Annotated in this window: 10 protein-coding genes; 5 read left to right on the top strand and 5 right to left on the bottom strand. The window is 63.4% G+C overall.

Annotated features, from left to right (window positions below; genetic code table 11):
- Nucleotides 1-81 precede the first annotated feature (81 nt).
- Complete coding sequence (locus Mgrana_RS04625; RefSeq protein ID WP_119356437.1) at nt 82-1,125, top strand: tyrosine-type recombinase/integrase; 1,044 nt, start codon at nt 82-84, stop codon at nt 1,123-1,125.
- Between the two features lie 3 nt (nt 1,126-1,128).
- Here Mgrana_RS04625 and Mgrana_RS04620 read toward each other — a convergent pair whose 3' ends face one another.
- The 5 genes from Mgrana_RS04620 to Mgrana_RS04600 form a co-directional block, all read right to left on the bottom strand.
- The gene (locus Mgrana_RS04620) at nt 1,129-1,584 is read right to left on the bottom strand and encodes a CZB domain-containing protein (RefSeq protein WP_119356436.1); all 456 of its coding nucleotides are present in this window, start codon (nt 1,582-1,584) and stop codon (nt 1,129-1,131) included.
- 93 nt (nt 1,585-1,677) lie between these two features.
- On the bottom strand, nt 1,678-3,906 hold the full coding sequence (locus Mgrana_RS04615; protein WP_240631249.1) for a sensor domain-containing diguanylate cyclase: 2,229 nt from the start codon (nt 3,904-3,906) through the stop codon (nt 1,678-1,680).
- 52 nt (nt 3,907-3,958) lie between these two features.
- Nucleotides 3,959-6,160, bottom strand: coding sequence for an EAL domain-containing protein (locus Mgrana_RS04610; RefSeq protein ID WP_119356435.1), 2,202 nt, complete (start codon nt 6,158-6,160; stop codon nt 3,959-3,961).
- 54 nt (nt 6,161-6,214) lie between these two features.
- Nucleotides 6,215-6,988: a GGDEF domain-containing protein gene (locus Mgrana_RS04605; protein WP_119356434.1), complete on the bottom strand. Its 774-nt coding sequence runs from the start codon at nt 6,986-6,988 to the stop codon at nt 6,215-6,217.
- 2 nt (nt 6,989-6,990) lie between these two features.
- On the bottom strand, nt 6,991-7,473 hold the full coding sequence (locus Mgrana_RS04600) for a carboxymuconolactone decarboxylase family protein (protein WP_119356433.1): 483 nt from the start codon (nt 7,471-7,473) through the stop codon (nt 6,991-6,993).
- 251 nt (nt 7,474-7,724) lie between these two features.
- Here Mgrana_RS04600 and Mgrana_RS04595 point away from each other — a divergent pair, with 251 nt between their 5' ends.
- From Mgrana_RS04595 to Mgrana_RS04580, 4 genes are read left to right on the top strand one after another with little or no spacing between them, the layout of a single operon-like run.
- Nucleotides 7,725-8,480: an IclR family transcriptional regulator gene (locus Mgrana_RS04595; RefSeq protein ID WP_206075052.1), complete on the top strand. Its 756-nt coding sequence runs from the start codon at nt 7,725-7,727 to the stop codon at nt 8,478-8,480.
- Between the two features lie 36 nt (nt 8,481-8,516).
- Entirely contained in the window at nt 8,517-10,109 is a 1,593-nt protein-coding gene (locus tag Mgrana_RS04590) for an ABC transporter substrate-binding protein (RefSeq protein ID WP_119356432.1), read from the top strand.
- Between the two features lie 11 nt (nt 10,110-10,120).
- Nucleotides 10,121-11,068 carry an ABC transporter permease gene (locus Mgrana_RS04585; RefSeq protein ID WP_206075051.1) on the top strand — a complete coding sequence of 316 codons (948 nt, stop codon included), beginning with the start codon at nt 10,121-10,123 and terminating at the stop codon, nt 11,066-11,068.
- The gene (locus Mgrana_RS04580; RefSeq protein WP_119356430.1) at nt 11,061-11,927 is read left to right on the top strand and encodes an ABC transporter permease; all 867 of its coding nucleotides are present in this window, start codon (nt 11,061-11,063) and stop codon (nt 11,925-11,927) included. The genes Mgrana_RS04585 and Mgrana_RS04580 overlap by 8 nt, the downstream gene beginning before the upstream one ends.
- Nucleotides 11,928-11,930: the final 3 nt, after the last annotated feature.

The raw sequence follows: 11,930 nt of genomic DNA, 5'->3' as shown, positions 1-11,930 counted from the left end.
AGCATGCCGCGACCCTGCCCTGGGGTCAGAGGAGCGAATTTCGCCTAAGTGCAATTAGGCGAAATATGGTAGGCTACGGTCATGCTGGTTTCACGCAGCCATTGGCAGGACCCTAAAAAGCGCAGGGTTGCCGCCCTGCAAGCCCTGCAGGAGCGCGATGAGGCGCGGCTGCTCGAGCTGCACCGCACTTACCTGGCGCTCAAGGGGCGGCGCCGGGCGGCCATCAGCCCTCGGACCCTGGAGACCTATGAGGTTGGGATCCGCGATTTCCTGGCCTGGGTCTGGCCCCCAGAGGCTCAAGGCCCCCGGGTGGCGCTATGGGAGGTGGGGTCGGACGAGATCGACGCCTGGCTGCACGCCCTGGGGACTGAAGGCGGGCACCTGGCGGATCCTCGGCAGCGCAAGAGGCTGAGGCCCTCGAGCCTGGCCACCCGGCTGGCCGGGGTGCGCAGCCTGTACCGGGCCTTGGCCTGGGCAGGGGTATCCGGGGTGCCCGAGACCCCCGCCCCCAGCGACCCTACCCCGGCCCACGAGCGCCGTCCAGCCCTGCCTCAAGCCCTATACCGGCGGCTTCTGGAGCACCTGTCTGGCGATGATGCGGAGTCGCAGCGGGATCATCTGGCCGCCCGGCTGATGGGTGAGGCCGGGCTGCGGCTCTCCGAGGTGGTGGCGCTGGACGCAGCCCACGTGTTTTTGGCCGAAGGGCTGCTGGAGGTCCAAAAGGGCAAGGGGGGTAAGGCCCGAACCCTGCCGCTGGGGCACAGCCTGCTGCAAGAGCTCAGCCGATGGCTGAAGCTGCGCCTGGCCTACGCCGTGGCCGGGGAACCGGCCCTGCTGATCAACCTGGGGGGCCGGAAGGCCGCGGGCCGGCGAATGAGCCCCCGGATGCTGCAGCTGCGCTTTGCCCAACACTTTCAGGAGCTGGACTTCCCTGCCCGCTACCGTGGGGTGCATACCCTGCGCCACACCGCCGGGACCCGCTTCTACCGGGGCCTCAAGGACCTCTACGCCACCGCCCGGTTACTGGGGCACGCCGATGTCAATACCAGCGCGATCTACGCCAAGATGGACCTGGAATCCCTGCGCCTGCAGGTGGAGGGGCTCGAGGAGCCTTCTCCCGGCTGAGGGTTATGGGGACAAGCTCCGCTCTTTTTCCATGAGGAGCGCCAGGTTTTGCACGATGGCTTTGGAGTGCTGATCAAACTCGCCCTCCAAAATCCGCCGTGCCGGCTCCAGGCCCTGCAAGCGCAGGGTTTGTACAACCCGGGCTGCGGTCAGATGAAAGCGCCGATGGGCTTCGCGCAAATCGGCAAATTCCGGATGGGCGGTCAGCAAACTGTACTTGGCCGGGCCGTAGATCCACTGACCCAGCTGGCACACGTTGTCCCGGACGATAACCGAAAGGTCGAGCTCTCCCTCCAGGCGGCCCTGAATGGCGTCCTCCAGGCGTTTGCGCCAGGCAAGGTGGGCCTCGAGCACCGCCTGTACATCCAGACCCTGAAAATGCCGTTCCTGCTCCGAAAGGAGCAGTGGCTTTGGAGAACCGCCGCGAAGCCAACCCTGTAGCCAGCCGGTGATGCTCATTGCAAGCTCCTGTTTCTGTGGCCTCAGCTTAACCGGTTCAAGGAAGGTTACCTGTGAGAAAATACCTGGATATCCACCCTGGTTGTAACGGGGTCATGCTCCTTCAGGCAAGGAGGCCACCGTCACCCCCAAGGCCTTGGCCTGGTACATGCGGGTATCGGCGGCAATGAGCAGCTCATCTGGAGTCCGCCCATCCTCCAGATGGGTTGCCAGCCCGATATTCACCCCCAAGCTGGACTCTCCGAACCGGATGCCTCCAATGGCCTGGGCATATCGGGAGACGACCTTGAGGGCCTCTGCTCTGGTTGTATGGGGAAAGATGGCGGCAAACTCATCCCCGCCCCAGCGAAACAGGTGGTCGCCGCCGCGCCGTTCCCGGTCCAGGGTTTCCGCTACCTCGATCAGGGCCTGGTCCCCGGTGGTGTGGCCGAGGCGGTCGTTAACCGCTTTGAACCCCTTCAGATCAAGCACCGCCAGCGAGAGGGGATGACCGTAGCGCGCGGCCCTTTCGAGCTCCTCCAAAAAGATGCGGTCAAATGCCCGGCGATTGGGCAGCCCGGTCAGGGAATCGGTGAGGGCGGCTTGTTCTAAGAGCTGATGGGTACGGCTTTCATGCAGAAGGGTGGCCAGGGGGGCGGCAAAAAAGCGGGCAGCACCAAGGCTGTCCTGTCCAAAAGCCTGGGGGTCGTGTAGGTTGTCTAGGTTCAAATAGGCGATCACCTCTCCCCTATACGGCATAGGAAGGCAAAGGTTGGCTTGGATTTCCCTGACCCGGCCTGCGGTATCCATCACCTCAGGTGGGGCGGTCTGGTAGCTCACCTCCGCAATCGAGCGCTCCCCGGCGATCAGGAGTCGGGGCTCGCCCTGCTTGGCCTGTTCCTCGCCCAGCCCGTACCACAGGAGGGTCTCTTCAGGACTGGCCACAAAAGTCCCTAACCCCGCCAAGTCATAGCCCACCGCTGCTTTGAAGCGGTACTTTCCCCCCTCCAGGACAAGCAGACTGCCCACCTCGCTGCCAGGCACCTGATCCACAGCCTTCTGGAGCAGCCTCTGGTAGAGTTCCTCGGAGGAGCGATCCAACAGCTCCTGCGTGAGCTGGTTCACCCCCGCGAAGCGCGCCTTCTCCACCAGGCGTTCCAGTCCAATCCCAAGGGTGTGGCAGAAGAGGAACAGAAGCTCTTGTTCCGCTTTCCGCCAGGATCGCTGCTGTTTTTCCCCCACGACCAGGACAAAACGACTCTGCCCGGCGCCTGGAGTAACCACTGGATGGGCCACAAAGGTACTCCAGCCCATCGCCTCCAACTCCCCTACTTCCCGAGGCTCTTCTTCGTAGGGCTGGGTGTAGTAGGGGGTGCCCGTTCGGCACACTTCCCAGACCAAGCCCTTGCCAAAGGGCAGTCCCTCCTGCAGGGCGCTCAGCAGGTTGGGTTCGGTCACCCCCCGACAGCCCAGCGCCTGCATCCGAGCTCCCCGGGCTTCCCAGATCACCCCTGCCTCCAGCCTGAGCCCTTTCAGGATCAGGGAGAGGGCCCGCTCAGCAGCTTCCTTCAAGGTGCCAACCTCTTGCAGCTCAGCGGCCAGTTCCGAGAGGAGGCGGCGTAGCTCCAGATCGGTCAGGCGATCGAGCAGGAGGCTTACCGTATCGGCGAATCGGGCCAGGCCTTCCACCTCCTCGGGCCTGAACGGCTTGGTCCGCTCCAGGTTCAACACCGCCACTCCCTCACCCCGTTCAAAGAGGGGTAGGGCCAGCTCGGCCAGGGTAGCCAGGCCTGGGGTGGCTATGTGATCTGGTTCCCTGCGCACATCCGGGATATACACGGGTTTTCCCAGCCGCAGGGCCCGGCCTACGATCCCCTGAGCGGAGATCTCTTGGAGGCTGATTGGGGGAACGCAGTTGAGGCAGCGGAAACTTTTCCCTTGAGGCACCCAAACCCCCACATGCCCCCCCTCTCCCAGGCGGGCCAGGCATCTGGGCAGGGTCTGTAAGAGGGCCCCGCGCTCCTCAATCCCAGTGAGGGTTTGCAAGGCCTCTGTGAGCAGGCCCTGATTCTTGGCCAGATCTCTCGCCCTTCGGTGCGCCCATCGGAGACTCGACCCCAGGCTATGGGCGATCCCAGCAGAGAGCAGCAGGAGGATCAGGTCCCATGGGCCGAAGCTGGAGAGGGCCAGCATTGCCAGGGCAGAAATCCCCACCGCGAGCAGCCCCCAGGCCAGGCCATAGGCGCTGGCCACGGTTGCAACAAAAATCATGAACCAGGGCAGGCGATGGGCCGGCAAAATCCCCAAGCCCTCCTCCAGCCAGCCGAGGCCGAGCGCAGCCAACGCGACCCCCCAGTAAAACCAAGGTGGGCCTAATCGGCGTAGACGGGGTGCTTTAGGCTCGATCTGAACCTCCGCGAAGTTGCTGGACCTCCGCCTCGGAGTAGATGGCTGGGCGGCCCAGAAGGAACCCCTGGCCGAGAGCAAACCCCTCGGCCAGGAGGAACTCGAGCTGCTCTGGGGTCTCAATCCCCTCCACGATCAGATCAACCCCCAGGCTGCTCCCCAGCCCGCGCAGCGCCCGCAGCAGGCGGGCTTCGGGGGTCTCCCGGTGGGGGGTTAGACCCAGGTTTGCCACAAATCCCCGATCCAGCTTAACCGCAGCCAGAGGCAGCCGGGTGAGCCGCTCGAGGGAAGACAGCCCCGAGCCAAAATCGTCCAGATGCAGCGGGTGTCCCCCCGCCACAAGGCTTTGCAGCAGCTCTAGGCTGGATTCTTCCAGGATCACCTGTTCTGTGACCTCAAAGATGAGCTGCTGGGGGGAGAGGCGGTAGCGCTCCAGGTAGACCGATACCCGGTGGAGCAAGTCCGGCTCGAGCTGGCTGCCGGATAGATTAACCGCCACCGGAATCCCCCACCGGGCCGACTGCTGGGCTGCCACCTTCACCACCCAGTCCCCCAGCTCCGGCATCCACCCCTCTTCTTCGGCCAAGGGCAGGAACTTTCCCGGGGGGATGGGCCCCAGTTCAGGGACCGTCCAGCGCAGCAGTGCCTCGAAGTGGTGGAGCCGCTGATCGGTGAGGGTTTTGATCGGTTGGTAATGGAGGGCGAAGCCATCCGGCGGGCTTTCGGCCCGGCGCCGCCGAAGGGCCTGGCTGAGGGCCTGGCGCAGGCTATCGCCCTCCCTGGTCCGCGCGGCCAGGGTGGGGTTGAATACGCTGATGGAATCGGGGTGGTGGCTTTGCTCGAGGGCTACCTTAGCGGCTTGCAGCAGCTCTGGAGGGGACTGGTTTGGCTCGGCCAGGACCACCCCGACGCGCGGGCTGAAGTCCAGCTGGGGCCAGCGGGCCTCGAGTTCAACCCTCACCTCACCCTTCAGCCGACCCAGAACGGCATAGACCTCCTCGGCCTTTTGCACCCCCTCCAGCAGCAGCCAAAAGGTGCCCTCCTTGAAGGCCAGGCGATCGGTGGGGCGCAACCTGCGTTGCAGGCTGTGACCCAACTCCCGCACGACCGTCGCCCAGACGGCCTCCCCCTCGAGCCGCTGGATTCGTTCCAGCGAGCGGCACTGCAGGGCCAGCAGGGCCCGGGGCCCGGGGGGCAGTTTCTCCAGCGCTTCCCGCAGGCTTCGGGTATTGGGGAGCCCGGTCTGAAAATCCGCATAGCGACTCAAGTAGGCCTTCTTGCGCAGCTCGCCCCCAAACAGCAGCCAGGCCACGTGGTGGGCCAACCCTTCAGCGTGGTGCAAATCCAGAGGGTCAAAGGCCTCCGCTCGGTCAAAGTGGTCCAGGTAGAGGTAGGCTCGAGGCTGGCCCTCTACCACCACCGGGATGGCCAGCATGGCCTGGATGCTCCCGGTGCGGCCCGGCCCCCACAGCAGGGCCTGCCGCTCGGGATCCAGAGCCGCGTCGAAGCGCTCGAGGTCAGCCTGACTGAACACCCGCGCCTGAATATGCCGGCTTCGCCAGAGCAGCTCCTGAGGGCTCAGGTAGGCCTCCCTCAAGGCGGTGAGGTCATAGCCTCGGGCGGCTACGAAGCGAAATTTTCCATCGGGTTGCCGCAAGGTGGCACTCCCGGCCTGGGCCGCAGGCACCACGGCTAAAGCCGCATCCAGCGCCTGCTGCAGCAGGGCCTCCGCCGACAAAACCCCCTTGAGCCCCAGACTCAGGAGGTGGGTCGAGGCCTCCAGGAAGCGGGCCTGGCGGTACTCCTTGCTGATGTCGTAGCCCGCACACTGGACCCCTACAGGGTGACCCTGGGGGTCGCAAATGGCCACGAACTCCCAGCGGCTTCGGTTCCAGGCCCCCTCCAGGGGCTTGCTGAGCTCCACCCAAAGGGCCTGACCGGGCTGGGCCAGGACTTTCCGAATCGCCTCCAGGACCCGCGGCAGATCTTCTGCGGCCACCTGCTCCAGCGCCGAGGATCCCAAGGGGGGCTCGGGAAGCCCCATGTACTCCAGGTAAGCCCGATTGGCGTAGGTGAAGCGCCCCTCTAGATCGGTGCAGACCACCATCAGGCTATGGGTGGCCTCGAGGAGATCGAACCCCTCCGGCAGGGTATGGGGTGAGCGGTGAGATGGGAGCTTCCGTGCGGACATTATCTAACTCCAGCCCATGCCATCAGGATAAGCCCAATCCCAGAGGGCGATGGTTTAGCTGCACAAGGGCCTGGTCCGGAGGGGAGCCATGGCTTTCCGCCTGCGCTTGTCGGCATACATCCTCTCATCCGCCAGGCGCAAAAGATTGGCCGCCTCGGCTTCTTCTGACCAGGCAATCCCCAGGCTGAGGGATTGTCCTTGAATTGCCTGCTGCAAGCACTCCAGGTCGGGCCGGTAGAGCAGAACCACGAATTCATCCCCACCGATGCGATAGGCCTCCAGGCCCCGGTGCCGGAGGGCCTCCCCCACTTTGGACAGGAGCCGGTCCCCCGCCAGGTGCCCTTGGGTGTCGTTGACTTCCTTAAGGTTGTCCAGGTCGAGCAAGGCCAAACCCCAGTTGGGGGGCAAGCCTTGCCCCAAACGGCGCTCCAAGGACCATCGATTTCCCAGACCGGTGAGCCAATCCAGATGGGCTTGCCGCTCCAGCTCCTGGCAGCAGCCTGCGGCACGCAGCATCGAGAGCAGGTGTTCCATGTACAGTGCCGCCAAGCGCAGCTCGGTCGGGTCCTGAATCCTCGGATGCTCCAGGAACAGGTACAGCGGTTCCGGGGGCCCCCCGAAGTAAGCCCCGTATCCTCGAGGCTTCTCCACCAAACCCCGCCCCGGCAGCCCCTGGGCCTCCCTCGGCGATAGCAGGTGCAGTCGGGCTCCCTCAAACACCCAACAGGAGCGCTCCTGAACCTGCTGGAGCATCTCTGTGAACGGGAGGGCGGCGCAACCCACCACCGTCTCATGCAGGAGCAGCAGCCGCAAGAGCAGGGCTTCCATCCCTACAGCGGATCTACGGGTATAGACAGCATCTCCGTCCAACTGGCCACCCTCCTGAACAACCCCACCACCGCTACCGCCTCTTGAAGCTCCACCTCGGATAGGCCCCTGCTTCGCAAATCTGCCAGCGAGGCAGGGTCCAACTGGTCTGCTGCCGCATGGGCAAACCGCAGCAGGGCCTTCACCGGTTCTGGCAGATCTGGAGCAGCCTCGCCCCGCCGTAGGTCCTCAAGCACCTCGGCTTGGATCCCCTGTACCATCAGCGCATGCAGGTGAACCTCGGCGGCGTAGCGCGCCCCCAAAGCCTGAGATACGACCACCCCCATCATCTCCTTGACGGTGCGGGGCAGGGTTCCGCGCAGCACGATGTGCCGAAAGGCTCTCCAGAAGGCGCTCTCGAGATCTTCGCCCTGCGCCCAGGCAAAAATGTTGGGGACCATCCCAAAGCCCAGCTCTTCGGATATTTCACGATCCAGCGTCTGCATTTTCCCCCTTTCGGCTTTGCCCACAGCAAGATTTGAACTCAAAGTAGCGCGGTGGGCCCCGGTCTGGGGTGATGGATAACCGTTACAAAAACGGCAGGCTCTGCGCTTTTGTTTCATAGCCAGCGGCTTCCACGCCAACTGCCCCGTAACGATACGGCTTGACAAATGGAGGGGGCTGTAATACTTTGCTAAGAAAGTTTCATATTGTGAAAGGTTCTCACATGGTGAGCCAAAGCCAGAACCAGTATGTAATGAACTCCTCCTATCGCACCCTTCAGGTGTTGCTCGCGTTTGCCGCTCCACCCCACCGCTTCACCTTGACCGAGGTGACACAGCGGATGGGCCTGGAGAAGAACCAGGTCTACCGCTCTTTGAAAACCCTGGAAGAAGCCGGCTTCTTGCGCACCGATGCCGATGGGCGGTTCTCGCTCACCCCGATCCTGGGGGTGTTGGCGGCGGCCTCCGCGGGCAACCGGCCCTCCTCCTTGGTTGACGTGGCCGCCCCCTTTATGGACCGCCTGGCCGCCGAGACCGGGGAGTCGGTCAATCTCTTCGTGCTGGTGGGTGAATTTGCGGTGTGCGTGGACCGGCGAGACAGCACCCAGCGGGTACGGGTGGCCTCGGTGCTCGGCCAATCGATACCGCTTCATGTCGGAGCCGTTCCTAAGGCCATCCTGGCCAACCTCCCGGAGGCTGAGCAAGAACGCATCCTGAACCGGCTGCCCAGCTATCCGCGCTACACCGAGCGCACCGTGATGGAGCCCGCCAAGCTGCGGCGGGAGTTGGCCCAGATCCGGGAGCGAGGATATTCCGTGAGCGATGGGGATTTTGATCTAGCCGCTCGAGGGGTGGGGGCCGCGATCTTTGATCAGGGGGGCCAGGTCACCGGTGGGATCAGCGTGGGGGGGCCAGAATTTCGGGTGGATGATGCAACCCTTGGCCGCTTCGCTGAGCTCATCGTCCAGGTGGCCAGGGCCATCTCGAGGCAACTCGGCTATCCCATCTAGGCGAGGGGTTACATCGGTAAAAGGAGGCATAAGGTGATGAAGGGTATACGGTGGAAGTTTGGTATAGGTGCAGTGCTGCTGGTAGGAATGCTCAGCCTGGGTGGGGGGATGGCCCAGGATTATGACCCCAACGCGAATCTGAACCTGGCGACCAACGCTGACCCCACGCTGAACCCCTGGACCCCAGGGGCGGTGGTGGAGTCCAACCTGATCAACACAATTGTGTTCGACCAGTTGGTGCGTTATAGCCCCAAGGATCTAAGCCCAGCCCCTGGCTTGGCCACAAGCTGGAAAGTGGCCCCAGACGGCCTTTCCTGGGTCTTCAACCTGCGCAAAGGGGTAACCTGGCACGACGGCAAACCGTTTACTGCCGAGGATGTGGCCTTCACCTTCAACGACGTGGTTCTCAATAAGAAGCTGGGCGCACAGAACGCCGGTAACTTCAGCAAGCTCAAGAGCGTGGAGGTGGTTAACCCCTCGACGGTGCGCTTTGTGCTCAACGCACCGTTCTCCTCCTTGCCCTACTACCTGGCCTATTACGCCGGCATCCTGCCCAGGCATATCTTGAGCAGCAGCGAGAATCCGCTGCAGGTAGCCAACTTTAACAAGAAGAACCCCATTGGCACCGGGGCCTTCCGCGTAGCGGAGTTCGTGCCGGGCTCGTATGTGCGCCTGGTCCGGTATGAAAAGTACTGGGGCGGGAGCCCTAAGATCAACTCGATCGTATTCAAGATCGTACCCGACCCCAACACCCAGATGGCCCAGGCGATCTCCGGCGAGCTGGACTTTGTGGGGGTCTCCAACCCTGCGCTGCTGGCCGGGGTAGAGCGCAACCCCAAGCTGCAGGTGCTGCGGCAAAGCCAGAACCTCTACTACTTTGTGGCCCTCAACCAGAATGACCCCCGCTTCCGGGATGTGCGGGTACGCCAGGCCCTGCTCTACGCCATCGATCGGAAGGCCATGATCGACTCGGTGGTGCGCGGTTATGGGACGATTGCCACCGGCCCCATTGCTCCCCTGCAAAAAGCCTTTTACGTGAAGGATGTGGCCCAATACCCCTACAGCCCGGAGAAGGCCAAGCAGCTCCTGGCTCAGGCGGGCTGGACCCCTGGCCCCGATGGGGTGCTACAAAAAGACGGCAAACCCTTCGAGATTGACATGCCTACCGGGCAGTTCGGTTATCTGGTACCGGCCACCTTGCTGGTGCAGCAGTACTGGAAAGCCATCGGGGTCAAGGCCAATGTCAACGTAATGGAGTGGAACGCTTACATCCAGAAGATGTTTGTCAATCGCCAGTATGAAGCCACCCTGGCCTGGTGGAGCACCCCCCCGACGCCCGATGTAACCCCTTACTACGCCTCTTCCGCTGCGGATAAGGGCAACAACATCCCCAACTACAAAAATCCCGATCTGGACAAGCTGCTCGAGGAGGGGCTCCGGGCTACCGGGGTGCAGGAACAAGTGCTCACCTACCGACGGATCCAGCGCCTTTTGGCCGAGCAGCTTCCCTACCTCTACCTGTGGTACCCTGACATCCTCTCGGTGCGCAACGAGCGGGTTGGGGGTATGGCGGATATCAACACCGCTGCCGCCTTCCAGTACTCCTCGGACTGGTTTATCAAGCGCTAGGGGGGTTGAAGGTGACCGCCTATATCCTCCGCCGGCTCCTCCAAGGGGGGGTGGTGCTGTTGCTGATCTCGGCGGTCACCTTCTTGCTCATCAATCTGGCTCCCGGCGGCCCCACCTCGGCGGTGAGTCTGGGCCGTACCGCCGAGGAGCGGGAGGCGGTACTCAAGCAATATGGCCTGGATCGCCCGATTTTGGTGCGCTATCTGGACTGGCTGGGGGGGGTCTCTCGGGGGGACCTGGGCAAATCCTACAACCAGGGCCTCCCCGTCGCCTCGCTGTTGGCCCAACGGATGGGCAATACGCTGCTGCTGGCCCTCAGCGCCCTGGCCCTCACTGCCGTCTTGGGGGTGGGCTTGGGGGTGCTTTCCGCCTTGTACAAAAATCGCTGGCCCGACCACCTGATCAGCAGCTTGGCCACGGTAGGGATGTCGGTACCGGCCTTTTGGCTGGGTATCGTGGCCATTATTGTCTTCGCGGTGCAGTTTAAGTGGCTACCCTCCTCGGGTATTTTCACCGTAGGCCAGGAATTCTCGCTCGCAGACCGGCTGCGCCATTTGGCAATGCCCGCTGGGGTTCTGGCCTTTACCCTGATGCCCAACGTCATCCGTATCACCCGCTCGGCCCTGCTAGAGGTGCTCACCTCAGACTACGTGCGTACGGCCAGGGCCAAGGGGGTCTCGGAGCAGGTGGTGCTGCTCAAGCACACCCTCAAGAATGCCATGGTCCCGGTCATCGCCATTTTGGGCCTCATCACCACCGTGCTCTTCTCCGGTTCCGTGGTGGTGGAGAGCGTTTTTGGCTGGGCCGGGCTGGGCCGACTGGCCATTGAAGCCGCCAATGGGCGCGATTACCCGGTAATTCTAGGGGTCACCCTGCTGGTGGGGGCCATTGTGGTGGTGGTCAACCTGCTGGTCGACGTTCTCTACGCTGCTGTGGATCCCCGAATCAATCATGGATAGCACCCTTCAGCCTTCGGCCTCCACCGCGCCCCCTCACAGCCGCTTCTGGCTGCGGGTTCGCCGCAACCCAGTAGGGCTTGGGGCCTTTATTGTGCTCTGCCTGCTGACTGTGCTGGTGGTATTCGGCCCTTCCCTATACCGGGTCGCCCCGGACAGTACCGACCCGCTGAACATCCTGGCCGCCCCCAGCCCAGCCCACCCCTTCGGTACCGACGAGCTGGGGCGGGACATGCTGAGCCGCTTGCTTTATGGTGGGCGAGTCTCGCTCGCAGTGGGGCTGCTCTCCATGCTGGTGGGGCTCACCATCGGAACCCTGGCCGGTGGCATCGCCGGGTATTTCCAGGGCTGGGCGGAAACCGTGGTGATGCGCCTGGTAGATGTGTTCATGTCCATCCCCAGCTTCTTCCTGGTGCTGGTGATCGTGACGGTCTTCGGCAATCACCCCCTGACCGTGGTGGTCACGGTAGGTATCGGCTTCTGGGCCCAGATGGCCCGGGTAGTCTTTGCAGAGTTCACCAAATACCGGGGGCGTGAGTTTGTGGAGGCCATGCATGCGCTGGGGGCCTCGCACGCACGCATCATGTTCCGACACATCTTCCCCCAGGTGCTGCCCCAGGCCATCGTGCTGGCCACCCTGGGGGTGGGCTGGGCGATCCTCACCGAGGCCGCCCTGAGCTATCTGGGCCTGGGTATCCAACCCCCCTTGGCCTCCTGGGGGAACATGCTGCAGAACGCCCAGGCCTACCTCTACTCCAACCCCATGCTGGCCATCTGGCCTGGACTTTTCATCGCGGTGACGGTACTGGCCTTCAACATCCTGGGCAATGCCCTACGGGATGTGCTGGACCCAAGGGGCTGAGCC

It is taken from the genome of Meiothermus granaticius NBRC 107808, assembly GCF_003574355.1.
Lineage (GTDB): Bacteria > Deinococcota > Deinococci > Deinococcales > Thermaceae > Meiothermus > Meiothermus granaticius.
Note: the sequence above shows the minus strand (reverse complement) of the source record. Positions and strands in the feature narration are given on the sequence as shown.

Coding starts and splice junctions, on each gene's coding strand:
- Mgrana_RS04590 (WP_119356432.1), top strand. CDS start 8,517: ATGAAGGGTATACGGTGGAAGTTTGGTATAGGTGCAGTGCTGCTGGTA.
- Mgrana_RS04580 (WP_119356430.1), top strand. CDS start 11,061: ATGGATAGCACCCTTCAGCCTTCGGCCTCCACCGCGCCCCCTCACAGC.
- Mgrana_RS04600 (WP_119356433.1), bottom strand. CDS start 7,473: ATGCAGACGCTGGATCGTGAAATATCCGAAGAGCTGGGCTTTGGGATG.
- Mgrana_RS04620 (WP_119356436.1), bottom strand. CDS start 1,584: ATGAGCATCACCGGCTGGCTACAGGGTTGGCTTCGCGGCGGTTCTCCA.
- Mgrana_RS04605 (WP_119356434.1), bottom strand. CDS start 6,988: ATGGAAGCCCTGCTCTTGCGGCTGCTGCTCCTGCATGAGACGGTGGTG.
- Mgrana_RS04625 (WP_119356437.1), top strand. CDS start 82: ATGCTGGTTTCACGCAGCCATTGGCAGGACCCTAAAAAGCGCAGGGTT.
- Mgrana_RS04610 (WP_119356435.1), bottom strand. CDS start 6,160: ATGTCCGCACGGAAGCTCCCATCTCACCGCTCACCCCATACCCTGCCG.
- Mgrana_RS04595 (WP_206075052.1), top strand. CDS start 7,725: ATGAACTCCTCCTATCGCACCCTTCAGGTGTTGCTCGCGTTTGCCGCT.